The following is a 14,121-nucleotide window of genomic DNA, read 5'->3' on the forward strand; positions in this document are numbered from 1 at the left end:
TTGTTGAAGTTTATGAAAAAGTTTATATAAAATAAAAAAACAACGGAAGAACCTCATGAAAAATAAGGTGTCCGCTGTTTTTTGGTTTTATGGATATGTGTAAAATATTTGTTTTACAGTATAACAGTAAAACGACAGCCGCTTCCGGGAATATTTTCCACGGAAACGGTTCCCTTACACAGGTTCAGGATCTGTTTTACAAGGGCAAGTCCAAGACCGTTTCCCTCCTGTTTATGGGAACTGTCGCCCTGGTAAAATTTGTCAAAGATATGTTTCATGGAGTATTCACTGATCTGGGGGCCTTCGTTTTCTATGGAAAAACGGATCTTTTCTCCTTCCGGCATCATCCGGATATAGATCGTACCACCACAGGGACTGAATTTGATAGCATTGGAAAGCAGATTGTCCCATACATGACAGATGAGATTTTCGTTTCCAAGATACTCCACATCCATCATGTCCACATCAAATTCAATTTCTTTTTCTGACCATTTCGGTTCCATCATAACAATGGATTGTCGGATCTGCTCATCCAGACGGTACCAGTTCTGACGGGTCTGGATCGACTGGTGTTCGATTTTGGACAGCAGCAGGATATTTCCTGCCAGGTGGGAAAGCCTTCTGGTGTTAAAAAGGATTTTGCTGATGTACTGCTCCTGCTCTTCTGATATAGGCATGTCATCATCCTGCAGCAGAGTTGCATAACCCTCAATAGCACTGATGGGAGTTTTGAATTCGTGGGAAACATTGGAAACAAAGTCTGTCTGCAGAATCTCCGTTGCTTCCAGTTCCTGGACCATCAGATTGAAATTAGAATAAATATCTCGTATTTCCTTCATTTGCTTTTCCGTTTCCAGTCGGACGGAAAAATCACCTTCAGCAACCTGTTGCATGGCTTTTTTCAGCTTTAGTACAGGACCGAAATACCGGATACTGAGGAAGTTGTTAAGGACACCCCCTGCGATCACGCTGGCTAGGATGATCCATACGATGTTCGGAACAGCTGAAATATGCAGCACATCCATAACAAGCCAGGATATCAGAGATACACAGGCGAGCTCCGACATGATCATAAAGATAAAACGTAAACGAATGCTTAAATTTATGAAGGGTTTCTTTTTCATGCCTTTATCACCTTATATCCAACTCCACGGATCGTCATGATCTTAAAATCCGGATTATCGCGAAAGCGTTCCCGAAGCCTTCCAATGTGGACATCTACTGTGTGGGCATCGCTTGCGGAATCATATCCCCAGATATCATCCATAAGCTGTTGCCGGGTAAAGATTTTTCCCGGAAAAGAAACCATCTTATATAAGAGCATGAATTCTTTCTGAGGAAGTACCATACTTTCCGAGGAGGTGGAGACCGTCAGGGAATCGCACTCCAAAATGGTATCTCCGATTCGCTGTTTCCGCTCATTGATCATCTGTGCTCTGCGGAGAAGTGCACCTACCCGCAAAACCAGTTCATTGATATTGACCGGTTTCACCATATAATCATCGCTACCGGACAGAAATCCCATACGCATATCATCAAAAGCATCTTTGGCAGTGACCATAAGTACAGGAATGGAATCTCCGGCATCTCTGAGTGAGCGGACCAGTTCATAGCCATCCATGTTGGGCATCATTATGTCCGAAATGATCAGATCGTAATAATCTTTTTCCAGGGCATCCAGCGCTTCCTGCCCGTCAGAGACCCCTTTTACTGTATAACCGTTTTTTAAGAGGACATGCCGGAAAAGCTGGCGGAGTTCCAGGTCATCTTCCGCAATGAGAATTTTAAACATTTTTACATCCCTATTCCTTGATCTTTTCAATGTCCATGTTTTCAGGCAGGATACAGCTTAAAACAATGGATATGATAAATACAACAGCAACTACATTTTGCGCAAAAACGGACTGTATGATCGACGGGAAAATATCTCAGATCCCGCTCTCACTTGCTGTGGTGAATCCGATTCCGATAGCAAGTGAAAGAGATAGGCGGCAGCAGTCCGATGTGAAACAAACTACTATTATAAGAAAAATTACGGAATAATCATAACATAGATTCGTTGTGGAAACCAGACGGATTTTGATGAATAAATGTAATAATAGATGAATTAGGTCATATTATGAATATTTATACACGAAAAAAAGAAATACCCTCTTGCATTTTCGAAACTTTTACTGTAGAATTATTAACCAGGTAAACACAAATGTATGCCATACCCGAACACTGATTACAAAGATGTAACCAATCTTAACTGTATCAGTGTTTTTTAATATACAATGGGGAAACGAGGAAAAAATTATGGAAAAAAAGCATGAAATGATGAGTCTGGAGGACTCCGAACAGCTGAAAGGCAGAATGAAATTCTTTGAAAAGGAACTGGTAGAGAATCATCACATCGATCCCAACCTTTATGTGGAATACGATGTAAAAAGAGGACTTCGTGATTCCGCAGGTAAAGGTGTTCTCACAGGTCTTACTGAGATTTCCGATGTTACCGGCTATAAGCTGGTCAATGGCAGACGTATTCCTGCAGACGGTGCATTGTATTACCGGGGAATCGATGTGCAGGATATCGTAAACGGACTGAAGGACAGACGTTTTGGTTTTGAGGAGACGATCTATCTTCTGATTTTCGGTAAGCTTCCCAGCAAGGAAGAGCTTTCCAGATTTCTTGAGCTTCTTTCTGACATGGAGGATCTGGGAGGACGTTTTGTCCGTGACGTTGTCATGAAGGGAACCAATGCCAATATTATGAATGCTATGGAGCGCTGCGTACTTGCTCTCTATACATATGATGATAACCCGGAAGATATTTCTGTGGAGAATGTACTCCGCCAGTCTCTGGAACTGATCGCTAAGCTTCCTGAAATCGCGGTTTACTCCTATCACGCATACCGTCATTTCCGTAAAGACGAGACACTTTTTATCCGCAATCCGCAGAAGGGGCTTTCACTTGCCGAGAATATCCTTCTGATGCTTCGTCCGGACGGCAATTATACAGAGCTTGAGGCCAAGGTCCTTGATATCGCACTTGTACTTCATGCAGAGCACGGCGGTGGTAATAACTCTACTTTTACCACACATGTAGTAACATCTTCCGGAACAGACAGCTACTCTTCTACCTCTGCATCCATCGGTTCACTGAAGGGACCGCGTCATGGTGGTGCCAACCTGAAGGTCCAGAACATGTTTACAGATCTGAAGGCCAATGTAAAGGACTGGGAAAGTGATGAGGAGATCACAGCATATCTACAGAAAATACTGAATAAAGAAGCATTTGATCATGCAGGTCTGATCTATGGTATGGGACATGCAGTTTATACACTCTCCGATCCGCGAGAAGTGATCCTGAAACGTTTTGCACAGGCTCTTGCAGAGGAAAAAGGAATGATAGATGAATTTAAGCTCTATGATAAGGTTGAGGGTATTGCCGGAAAACTGGTCATGGAACACAGAAAGCTGTTCAAAAATGTTTGCGCAAATGTTGACTTCTACAGTGGCTTCGTTTACTCAATGCTTGGTATTCCGGAAGAACTTTTTACTCCGATCTTTGCCATCGCACGTATGCCTGGCTGGAGTGCACATCGTCTGGAAGAGCTGATCAGTGCCAATAAGATCATCCGTCCTGCTTATAAGTATGTGGGGCATCATGCAGATTTTGTACCTTTTGATGAGAGATAATAAACAGAATGATAAAAGCAGTGGGGATTTCTGATCTATTTAAGTTGGAAATCTCTGCTGTTTTTTTGTTCTCCTAAATTACAGAAAAACAGGATCATAACTATACATAATATATATTATGTAAAATAAATATCTGTTTTCACAAAAAAACAAGGCTCACCGCATAAGATATGATCGGATTGCCTTGTTTTTTGTGGAATCTTACTTTATTATTCTTTTCCTATCGGAAGCTCTTCAGCCAGTTTACAAGAGAATCATGCCAGATGTTGTCGTATACGGTCTTTTTCATCTGGTCATCTACGGGTCCGTTTCCTGCCATTTTTGCAAGGATAGCAGCCTGAAGTTCGCCTACTGTCATTTCTTCTGGTGTTTTGTGCGGATTTGGCGCAGTGACCGTTTCCGTTTCCTGTGTATTGGAGGATTCTGCTTCAGGAGTTGACGGAATATCCGCTGCGTTTGCTGTATTGTCAGAAGCTTTATCTGTATTTTCAGCGTTTGAAGCTTCTTTTTCCGGGGCAGCTTCTGTTACAGTGCTGTTTTCAGCCGCCTGCTCCTCTTCTGCCTCAGATGCAGCGTTTTCGTTCTCTTTTGTTGCGGCAGTTTCCGGAACATTAGTCTGAACCGGCTTATATTCCGGCATATCTCCTGCAGGAAGCCAGATCTCACCGCTGTTTGCTGCAACACGGACACGGATCCGTCCGCCCTGTGCGGAAACCTTCTGACCTGTGAGGGCACCTACGTATTCCGGAGCACTTCCTGTTGGAAGGTTCATCTCTGAATCACTGTCATCATTATTCACAGTAACGATCACTCGTATGCCTTCCAGATCTCTTGCAAAGGCAAACTGACGGTTTGTAAGAGCCAGTTCTGCGTAGGAACCGTAGCTTAATGCAGGAGTTCCCTGGCGGACCTTTCCGAGGGCTGCGATCAGTGCAGTACATGGGTTCTTTGTTGCAGCATCCGCATAATCGTTAAGATCAAGTGCCGGACGTAAGCTGGCATCGGAAAATTTTTCTTTTTTTCCGTCAATACCGAATTCTGAGCCGTAATAAATGCTTGGAACGCCAGGTAAAGTATAAAGAAGTACATGTACAGGAGCAAAATGTGCTTTGTTCTGCAATTTGGTATGAATTCGCTCTACGTCATGGTTGTCCACGAAATTGTAGAGGTCCAGATCTCCCATATTCTGAAGATATTTTACTGTATGAGCAATTTCAAAATAGTTGTGGTCATTATGTCCGCTGTAAAGTGCCTTGTGAAGGGCATAGTTAGTTACACTGTGAAGAGTCTGTCCGTTTACCCAACGGCTGTAATCTCCGTGAATGACCTCTCCCATAAGCCAGAAGTCTTTCTTAACCTCATCTGCGGTATGACGTAGAATACGCATGAAATCAAAATCCAGAACATCAGCGGCATCCAGGCGGATTCCATCAATATCAAATTCGGAAACCCAGAAACGGATCACATCACAGATATAGTTCTGTACTTCCGGATTGCGCTGGTTCAGCTTTACAAGAAGATTGTATCCACCCCAGTTTTCATAGGAAAAACCGTCATTATATTCGGTATTTCCGCCGAAATTTACATTACAGTACCAGTTAACGTAAGGGGAATGCTCACGGTTTTTCTGGATATCCTTAAAAGCGAAGAAATCACGGCCTGTATGGTTGAATACACCATCAAAGATCACGCGGATGCCTTTTTCATGGCAGGCTTTTACAAAATTGGTGAGATCTTTATTGGTTCCAAGACGGGAATCCAGTTTTTTGTAATCGGTTGTCTCATAGCCATGTCCGACACTTTCAAAAAGCGGCCCTATATATAAGGCAGTACATCCGATCTCTTTGATGTGGTCGATCCACGGCAGCAGTGTGTTCAGTCGATGTACAGGAGTTCCGTAATCATTTTCTTTTGGAGCGCCTGTAAGTCCAAGTGGATAAATATGGTAGAAGATTGCTTCGTTGTACCAGCTCATAATATTACACCTCTGTTCTAAAAATTTGCAATTTCCTGATAATTAGAGAAATTACACAAATATCTTCTCTATAATACCAGATTCCTATAATATAATCCAGAATAAATCAGCCAGTTTTTCAGCGAAAAATCCGGCATATTGCTAATTGCCGGATCTTATCGGATGGACATATGTTTATTCGTCAAATTCTGCAGTAACTATAAAGCCGCGTGGCGTATGCTCAATGCTTTTGATGATGCCCTCTTTGGATCTGATGCGGTCTGCGTTTCTGTAGCAGCCAGACATGGCTACTGCAGGCTCAATGATATAGCTGTAGTTCGTGGCAGAGAGAAATTCGGAGATCTTTACTTTATCTCCCACCTGTATCAGCCCCTGTCTTTCCATTTTAAATTTTTCTTCTCGCATAAACATGCCTTCTTTCTGTATAAATACGCAATGTGAATATATCTGTAAATACAATTAATTACATGTTTAAGATCTTTAAGAACCGGATGGGATCCGTACCAGAAGCTTCTGTCCGTCTTTTTCTACTGCTGTAAGAACGGGAATATGTTTTTTTCGCAGAGCATGAACGATGGGATACAGGGAAAACATGGCATTATCTGCAAAAACTGCTTCCGGTTTGTAGCGGAGGATTTCTTTAATCCTGTCTTTTATAAAGCTTTTCCATTCTGTCTTTTCCATGGAGAGTTCTCCGTAGATTCCGTTCAGAGTCAGCTCCGGTAATTGGGGAACCGGCAGATGTACGATCCTGGCAGAAGAAAGATCCGGAAGCTTTTGAAGCAGCATGTCTGTTTCTTTATTTCCGCCAAGGCTTACGATCACAGCTTCTTCATGGAAGGCGGCAAGACTGCTCCTGCAGGCAAGAACAGAATCCTCAAGGGTTCCGCAGGTCATGAGAAATCCTCCTTTATGACAAAAGGCTGCACTTTTAAGACCGGTTACCAAAGATAACTCTTCGCCTTCCAGGCCAAGCCAGGAAGAAGGAAAACTGCATTTGTAATTCATGGAATATTCTTTTTTCTGTGGCTGGATACAGTAACCGCCCCGGTTGGACGGAAAGATCACAAAAGCAATGTTAGTTTCCGAAAGGCGTTTTTGGCAGGGAATAAATTCCGGAAGTATAAGGATATTGGTATTTTCTGCCGGGGTATCGCCCGAAGCCAGGGAAGCAGCATGTTCTGTAAGAACTTCTTCCACCCGTCTGTCTGCACGTTCATTTCCAAGGTAACGCTCGAATTTATTTTCCAGGATCATACCTGCCACACTGACTGCCTGGAAAAAGGCTTCGTCATTGCTGCTTTTGGAATCCCATCCCGGATTAAAATTGCCGATCAGTGTGGCAAGTTCATTTTTTTCACCGGTATTATCATTGATATCCAGAGGCTGGACAAAGGATTCATCGAATTTTAGTGCCAGCTCCTCACCTAGGATTTCCGGTCCAAGCTTTTCCCAGAGAAGGCCGAAGGCCGCATATGGGACGCCATTATCGCGGATACGGCTGTCTTTCTGATGATGATCATACTGTCCTCTGCCAATATCAAAAACAAGACCTTCATAGTTTTCAGGAACCTGGTTTCCACGTGTGATGGTAATCTCGGGATTCAGATATAAAAGCAGAGCGGCAGAAAAAACATCGTCTGCGTGAAATTTTCCGCTGTGGGTGAATGCGGATGCATTTTTTTGTTTGATTTTTTCCAGTAAATGATTCATATGAAACGCTCCTGTGTGTTTATTCTGCTCTTCAGTATACCACAGAAATGAAGAATAAACAAAGTTTCCTACAGTTAAAAAGGGATCCGTCCTGAGGACAGATCCCTTTAAAAATTTACGTTCTTTTATGCTTTATGTACAAAATAGGACGTTCATATTCAATTTTATTATAATGCGCAGATAATTTTATCCTGATATGCTTCCGGAACTTCTTCTTTATCCAGAGACATACTGATAATAAAGGAAACTTTGAAGGTTTTACCGATGGCACTTAACTGATCCAGTGTTTCGGTTGCATCCTTTCCTTCAAGCTTGGCTGTTGTAAGGAAGCTGTCCAGATATACCTGCTCCAGATCATGATCCTGAGAGAGGATACCACAGATAAATCCTACAAATTCGTCCGCATTTTTAACCGGAAATCCGGAAACATCGATAAGGCGGACCTTGTTGTTCAGCTCATACATGTGCTTGGTGCTCTTGTCTAAGTAAACAATACTACCGTTGGCGTCCTTAACAGCTCCGTTTACTTTGTCTAACAGTACTTTTGTTTTTCCTTTGCCTTTCTTTCCTACGATCAGTTCAACCATCCTGTTTTCCTCCTTAGACACATATAATAATTTTGAATAAAATTGCTATTGATATGCTTCAAATTATAGTGCATTGTGAATAAAATTGCAAGGGCTTTTTGAAAAAAACTGGTAATTTTAATCAAGCTTTACTGATCTCTTTCATTTTCCATTTGTGCTTTTGCTTTCCTTCCGATCCGGGCAGTGCTGTTCATGATACTGGCCCGGGTAACCTTGTCGTTTCCGTACTTCAGACGGATGGAATCCAGTGCTGCATCCAGTTTCTGCTGGCGTTCCTTCTTGTGAGTATCCTCAAAAAAGGACAGCTGTTCAAAGGAATCATCCGTAAGACCGGTCAGTGATACTCCCAGGAGCCGGAGTGGCTGTCTCATCCAGGACTCCTGAAAGAGGTTTTGGGCATTTCTGTAAATCTCTTCTGTGATATCGGTGGCATTTGGCAGTTTAGTCTGATGAGATTTGTTTCGAAAATCCAGGGTACGGAAGGTTACAGAAATGCAGGTGCATTTTTTCTTTTTGCGGCGCATGCGGGCGGCCAGAATATCGCATTGTTCCAGCAGGATCGGAAGTGCCTGCTCCAGTGAGACCAGATCATCGTTAAATGTAGTTTCCAGACTGAATCCTTTTGCTTCATCAGGTTTTGCTTTTACAGGGGAGTCATCAAGGCCACGGGCATACTGATATAACTGCTGTCCTGCTTTTTCACCGAGAAGTGCCTGTATCTTTGCTTTTTTTTCATGAGCCAGATCGCCTATGGTTCTGATCCCTGCGTCCTGCAGTTTTTTTTCACAGGATCTGCCAAGAAAAAGAAGCTCTCTCACTGGAAGAGGCCACATTTTTACAGGGATTTCTTCCGGAAATAAAGTATGCACCTTATCTGGCTTTTCGAAATCAGAGGCCATTTTTGCAAGAAGTTTATTGGTGGAGATGCCGATATTTACGGTAAAGCCGAGTTCTGTACGGATCTTATCCTTCAGCTCATGGGCAGTTGCCACCGGATCCGGGTAAATATAGGAGGTTCCGGTCATATCCAGAAAAACCTCATCAATGGAAAAGGATTCCATTACCGGTGCATAGGACCCACAGATTTTTTTGAAGGCTCTGGAACATTTATCGTATAATTCAAAGTCAGATGGAACGGCCACAAGATTCGGACATTTGCGAAAAGCCATAGCCATAGGCTCTCCTGTCTGGATTCCGTATTTTTTTGCAGGAATGGACTTGGCGACAACGATGCCGGTACGTTTACTGGGGTCTCCGCCAATACAGGAAGGGATGTCTCTCAGATCCGGAAGTCCCATCTTTACTCTTTTTGCTGCTTCCCAGGAAAGAAAAGCACTGTTTACATCAACATGAAAAATCAATCGTTCCATATAGGGTTCTTCTTTCAATTGTATAAAGTGTGTCTGTTATATCTATTTACAGATTTTTGCAGACAGCTGATCAAAAAGATTCCGATATTCCTCTTCTACCTGTGAAAAAGGGTATTGCCGGTATTGGATCGGAACATGGACAACCGGTTTTGGAGTGTCCGGTGTTTCATTCAGAAGATATTTCAGGTCATACCAGAGCAGGTCATTGTCGATCTCCTTCAGCTTCTGCTCTTCTATGGCAGAAAGTCCGGATCCCAGATATTTCTGATAGATAATGTTTAAAAGAGCTTCCTCCTGTTTCCAATACGCAGGAAGATTTTTCTTAAATGGTCTTGGAACATCGGACATATAACATTCGCTGGCATCGTGAAGAAGGGACGCCAGTATAAGACGGCCGGAATAGCCACGTGCTTCGGCTTCTTTGGCACAGAGGATGCAGTGCTGTCCTACAGAGAAAAAAGTCCTTACATGACCATTTCCGCGGCATAGAAGAGAAAGTGCGTGTGCAATGTCCTCAATGCAGATCAGCTCTTCGTCCGGATGTGTCGGATCAAAATGTTTTCCAGTGTATGTGGTAATGCAGTCGCCCATAAAATGTTACGCCTTTCTTTAAGCTTATGAATAAATATGATTATTTTATTATAAACACCCAGAGACAGTGTGTCTATATGATCGCGAAATAAATTTCGGGAACTGTTACAGAAAAACAAAAGAAATACATGGCTGTTTTACAAATATGAGTGATTCTGTGCTATAATACAAAAAAACGACAGGGAGATCATCAGCGATGAAACATATGGAAGAAATGAAGATTGCCGGATTAGCCATGGCATTATGTATCGTGATGCTGGGAATCTATATCGTCGTCCCAAAGGATGGAACGGTTTCTCATCTTACTGCTATTCCGGATAATAATGCGGCGGAGCCTGTTACAGATTCTACATCAGAGGGAACTGCTGATGCGGATTTTCCAATCTATACAGAGGACAGCTACAGCAGTGAGCCCGAGAGTTCTGACGATACTGGGGACGGAAATTCCTATACGGAAGAGCCGACTTATGATCCAGGTGATAATTCTTACGACGGCAATACGGATAGTGAAGCCAATGGAACAGATACTTCAGATACATCTTCAGATGGAACCGGTGAAGACGCAGGCAATTCTGAAGATCCGGACAGTGGCTCCGGTGAAGTGGTCGATGACAATGATTCCAGTGGTACTTCGGATACGGATCTTGATAGCAGTGAGACCGAAGATACCGGCAGTGATGGCACCAATGATACAGTAGAAATTAACTGAATGAATAAAAAAGCAGATCTGCGAAATAAAATTTCAAACAGATCTGCTTTTTTGTATGGAATCCTGTCAGTTGATGTTCTGGAGCAAGGATGTCATTTCCTGATAAAGAACATCCTTTGAGGACGCACCCATGACGATGGAAATAAATGGCTTCCCATAAGCATTCTGGCTTAAAAGTGCCAGACAGTTACCGGCTTTATCGGTTGTTCCTGTTTTTCCTCCAAGGATAGTGACATCCTTAGGAGTTGCTGCCTCTCCGGTAAGATAATGATCTGTAGCGGGTAAGGTAGCACTTGCATCGGAGCCATCGGAATGCTTATAGCTAACTGTATAAGATGCCATTTGTGTGATGTCTGTAAACTCCGGATAATTCAAGGCTTCTTTCAGCATCAGATAAATGTCATAAGGCGTTGTATAATGATTTTCGTCCTGAAGACCATGGGGATTGGTAAAGTGAGTTCCTGTACAGCCAAGTTCTGCAGCAAAGCTGTTCATCATCTCTACAAATTTATCTGTTGATCCACCTATATGTTCCGCAATGGCAGATGCTGCATCATTGGCAGAATAAACAAGAAGACAATGAAGAAGCTGATCCATGGTAACCTGATCTCCCGCCTGGAAACCAGCTACCTGAGAACCGGATTCCAGGGTAACATTCTCCTGTGAGATCGTTACTGTATCGTCCATGTTTCCATATTTCAGTGCAAGCATAGCTGTCATGATCTTTGTGATGCTGGCAGGATAAACCTTGTTGTAGGCACCTTTTGCATAGAGTACCTTTTTATCACTGAGATTCAGAAGCACACCGGACTGGCTGTCATCCAGACTGACAGAATCCAGAGCAACATCTTTTGTAACAACACAGAGATCATGGGCGAAACCTGCCGCGCGCTGCTCTTCTTTGGAAGTCAGAGTATTATCAAACTCGGAGAATGCATTGAAAGAATTTGCAGGAGTGGAAAAATCTCCGCCCTTCAGCATGTAAATACCAAAACCGCCAGCTGTGCATAGTACGATCAGCAGAAGAAGGAGAAAAATGGTGTTGCGGATCCTTTTGCGACGCATCCGTTTCATCCGGGTATTTTGAGCTTTACGTCTGGCAGAAACAGTTCTGTCAGACGGCATGGAAGTTGTTTTTGTCCCCTTGGAAGCTGTATGTGCAGCCCGGGAAGCCTGACCTCTGGAAGGATTGCCAGAACGTATATGATTTTTTACAGGTTCTTTACGTGTCATAAGTATTCCTCTTTCCGAAAGTAGGTATCCGATTTCTGACCTTTTTTCTGTAATTCTTTATTATATGCACTGCTCTGCAGTCCTACATTGAGAACAAGTCCCATACCCATAAACAGACTGATCAGAGAAGTAAGACCATAGCTTACAAAAGGAAGCGGAGTACCTGTGTTTGGTGCAAGGCCGGTAGCAACACAGATGTTGATGAAGCTCTGTATGGAAACAATGCTTCCAACACCGCAGCATATGATCTTACCGGCAAGATCCTTGGCCCGCAGGCTCATACGGATACATTCAAAGGTGATCAGAAACAGCAGCAGTACGATCAGAGTACAGCCGATAAATCCGTACTGCTCTCCAGCCACCGCAAAAATAAAGTCGGTCTGATTCTCAGAAACAAAGTTTCCATCATTTACGGATGTAACACTGGTGTCATTACTGAAAGCACGTCCCACAAGCTCTCCGGAGGCGATGGCTGTTTTTGAGTTGTTCTGCTGTTCAATATCATCTGCGTATTCTTCGTTCTCCGGATACAGGAATGACATGATACGGTTTCTCTGGTAATCCTGTATCAGTTTCTGATCCGGCTGCACGATAATGGACAGAAAGATGATGGCCAGAGGAATCGCGATCAAGGCTACACCTCCGATGATCTTATAACTAAGTCCTGCGATGTAGATCAGAATACAGAACAGGACTGTTACGGTGATGGTGTTTTTCATATCCGGCTGTACATAGATCAGCATCAGTGGGATGACCAGAAGGACAGCTGATTGTATCAGAGTCTTTAAGGTATTCAGATCTTCCTCATGATCCATAAAAAATTTGGCAAAAAACAGGATAATGATGATCTTTGAAAGCTCGGTAGGCTGGAAACGGATAAAACCTAAATCCACCCATCTGGCAGCACCATTGGCGCTGGATCCGAAGAACCGGACAGCCAGAAGCATAACGATATTAAATCCATACATGATCCATTGAAAATTCAGCAGCCAGGAATAATCCATCAGTGAAAGGATCAGCATAAAGACCACACCGATGATCACACCCAGAAGCTGACGTGTGCGAAGGTAGTCGGCAGCTGTTCCTACAAGCTGAATTCCAATAAAGCTGATCGCCAGGAGAAAGATCACCAGTCGAAAATTGTAAAACCGCAGCTTATACTGTTTAATCATAAATTATGCATCTCTTTTCTTAAGTACGGGTATGACTGCATGCAGAACAGGTGGTTCCTGTGTGATCTGTATGGTCACCCCTGGTTCATCAATTACAACGTATTTTTTTACGGCATGTATCAGATCGTTCCGTAAAAGCTTCATCATCTGTGGAGAACAGTCTATGCGTTCCGATACAAGAAGAAGCTTCATCCTGTCGCGTGCATAGCCTGCAGAGTGGTTTTTCCCGGAGAAAAATCCCATAATCATTCCTCCTGTGATGAAAAATGTCAGACAGCAAAGCGTCTGTTATTTTCGAAAAATGCTGCCAAGACGGTGGAATACACCATTTTTTCGACGCACAGTAACATAAGGGACCTCTTCGCCCATAAGCCTCCGGCAGATATTGCGATACTCTTCTTCTGCCTGGGAATTTTTTCCGGATAAAGGTTCTCCCTGATTTGTGGAGATCACGATCTGTTCATCATCCAGGATCGCACCGATCAGATCTACAGCCAGGATTTCCAACACATCCTCTACGGACATCATATCACCTCTGGCGATCATTTCCGGTCGAAGCCGGTTGATGATCAGCCGGATATCCCGGAGTCCTCCGGACTCCAGCAACCCGATGATACGGTCTGCATCCCGGATCGCGGAAACTTCCGGTGTGGTCACGACCAGTGCACGATCCGCTCCAGCTACTGCATTTTTGAATCCCTGTTCAATTCCTGCCGGACAATCCAGAAGGACATAATCGAATTCTTCCCGGAGATCATCGGTAAGCTTGATCATTTGTTCCGGAGATACGGCAGTTTTGTCCTTGGTCTGGGCAGACGGAAGAAGATACAGTTCTGAATGCCGACGATCCCGGATCAGTGCTTGTTTCAGGCGGCAGCTCCCATTGATCACATCAACCAGATTATAAACAATACGGTTCTCCAGTCCCATGACAACATCCAGATTTCGGAGTCCGATATCGGTATCTACAACTGCAACCCTTTTTCCCATGGCAGCCAGTCCGGTCCCGATATTTGCCACGGTGGTGGTTTTTCCAACACCGCCTTTTCCAGATGTAATGACAATGACTTCACTCATGTTTTCTGATTCC

At 43.4% G+C, this 14,121-nt stretch carries 14 protein-coding genes and 1 pseudogene; 2 read left to right on the plus strand and 13 right to left on the minus strand.

All coding sequences use genetic code 11. The annotated features are described in order from the left end of the window. Positions 1 to 113: 113 nt before the first annotated feature. The 3 genes and pseudogenes from ABCM67_RS00375 to ABCM67_RS00385 all read right to left on the minus strand — a co-directional run. A complete protein-coding gene (locus tag ABCM67_RS00375; protein ID WP_147603573.1) occupies positions 114 to 1,124 on the minus strand; it encodes a HAMP domain-containing sensor histidine kinase in 1,011 nt (336 codons plus the stop codon). Next, the gene (locus ABCM67_RS00380) at positions 1,121 to 1,792 is read right to left on the minus strand and encodes a response regulator transcription factor (protein ID WP_147603572.1); all 672 of its coding nucleotides are present in this window, start codon (positions 1,790 to 1,792) and stop codon (positions 1,121 to 1,123) included. The genes ABCM67_RS00375 and ABCM67_RS00380 overlap by 4 nt, the downstream gene beginning before the upstream one ends. Positions 1,793 to 1,802: 10 nt before the next feature. After that, positions 1,803 to 1,988 (minus strand): annotated as a pseudogene (locus ABCM67_RS00385) (purine permease); the annotation flags it as partial. Between the two features lie 310 nt (positions 1,989 to 2,298). On the opposite strand from ABCM67_RS00385, the gene ABCM67_RS00390 reads away from it, so the two are divergent. Next, positions 2,299 to 3,681, plus strand: a complete 1,383-nt coding sequence (locus tag ABCM67_RS00390; protein ID WP_022427281.1) for a citrate/2-methylcitrate synthase — start codon at positions 2,299 to 2,301, stop codon at positions 3,679 to 3,681. Positions 3,682 to 3,901: 220 nt separating this feature from the next. Here the strand turns inward: ABCM67_RS00390 and ABCM67_RS00395 are convergent, their stop codons facing one another. The 6 genes from ABCM67_RS00395 to ABCM67_RS00420 form a co-directional block, all read right to left on the minus strand. After that, a complete protein-coding gene (locus ABCM67_RS00395) occupies positions 3,902 to 5,656 on the minus strand; it encodes an alpha-amylase family glycosyl hydrolase (RefSeq protein WP_110103142.1) in 1,755 nt (584 codons plus the stop codon). A gap of 174 nt (positions 5,657 to 5,830) precedes the next feature. Then, entirely contained in the window at positions 5,831 to 6,061 is a 231-nt protein-coding gene (locus tag ABCM67_RS00400) for a hypothetical protein (protein WP_015525138.1), read from the minus strand. A 75-nt stretch (positions 6,062 to 6,136) separates the two neighbouring features. After that, positions 6,137 to 7,369 carry an MYG1 family protein gene (locus tag ABCM67_RS00405; RefSeq protein WP_114001617.1) on the minus strand — a complete coding sequence of 411 codons (1,233 nt, stop codon included), beginning with the start codon at positions 7,367 to 7,369 and terminating at the stop codon, positions 6,137 to 6,139. A gap of 167 nt (positions 7,370 to 7,536) precedes the next feature. Then, entirely contained in the window at positions 7,537 to 7,956 is a 420-nt protein-coding gene (locus ABCM67_RS00410) for a twitching motility protein PilT (RefSeq protein WP_114001618.1), read from the minus strand. A 128-nt stretch (positions 7,957 to 8,084) separates the two neighbouring features. Further along, a complete protein-coding gene (locus ABCM67_RS00415; RefSeq protein WP_147603571.1) occupies positions 8,085 to 9,326 on the minus strand; it encodes a DNA polymerase IV in 1,242 nt (413 codons plus the stop codon). Positions 9,327 to 9,368: 42 nt separating this feature from the next. Then, positions 9,369 to 9,917 (minus strand): hypothetical protein, encoded by a 549-nt coding sequence (locus ABCM67_RS00420; RefSeq protein ID WP_147603570.1) that lies wholly within the window; start codon positions 9,915 to 9,917, stop codon positions 9,369 to 9,371. A 196-nt stretch (positions 9,918 to 10,113) separates the two neighbouring features. Between ABCM67_RS00420 and ABCM67_RS00425 the strand changes: the two genes are divergently transcribed. Then, positions 10,114 to 10,626 carry a hypothetical protein gene (locus tag ABCM67_RS00425; RefSeq protein ID WP_147603569.1) on the plus strand — a complete coding sequence of 171 codons (513 nt, stop codon included), beginning with the start codon at positions 10,114 to 10,116 and terminating at the stop codon, positions 10,624 to 10,626. 66 nt (positions 10,627 to 10,692) lie between these two features. Here the strand turns inward: ABCM67_RS00425 and ABCM67_RS00430 are convergent, their stop codons facing one another. The 4 genes from ABCM67_RS00430 to minD are packed head-to-tail and all read right to left on the minus strand — an operon-like array spanning position 10,693 to position 14,108. Continuing rightward, positions 10,693 to 11,859: a serine hydrolase gene (locus ABCM67_RS00430; protein ID WP_147603568.1), complete on the minus strand. Its 1,167-nt coding sequence runs from the start codon at positions 11,857 to 11,859 to the stop codon at positions 10,693 to 10,695. After that, on the minus strand, positions 11,856 to 13,031 hold the full coding sequence (locus ABCM67_RS00435; protein WP_015525128.1) for an FtsW/RodA/SpoVE family cell cycle protein: 1,176 nt from the start codon (positions 13,029 to 13,031) through the stop codon (positions 11,856 to 11,858). The genes ABCM67_RS00430 and ABCM67_RS00435 overlap by 4 nt, the downstream gene beginning before the upstream one ends. A 3-nt stretch (positions 13,032 to 13,034) precedes the next feature. Continuing rightward, the gene (minE, locus tag ABCM67_RS00440; RefSeq protein WP_015525127.1) at positions 13,035 to 13,274 is read right to left on the minus strand and encodes a cell division topological specificity factor MinE; all 240 of its coding nucleotides are present in this window, start codon (positions 13,272 to 13,274) and stop codon (positions 13,035 to 13,037) included. 45 nt (positions 13,275 to 13,319) lie between these two features. Then, the gene (gene minD / locus ABCM67_RS00445) at positions 13,320 to 14,108 is read right to left on the minus strand and encodes a septum site-determining protein MinD (protein WP_015525126.1); all 789 of its coding nucleotides are present in this window, start codon (positions 14,106 to 14,108) and stop codon (positions 13,320 to 13,322) included. Between the last annotated feature and the right edge of the window lie 13 nt (positions 14,109 to 14,121).

Source organism: Blautia sp. 2227st1_G12_2227SCRN_220401 (assembly GCF_039062885.1).
Lineage (GTDB): Bacteria > Bacillota > Clostridia > Lachnospirales > Lachnospiraceae > Blautia_A > Blautia_A fusiformis.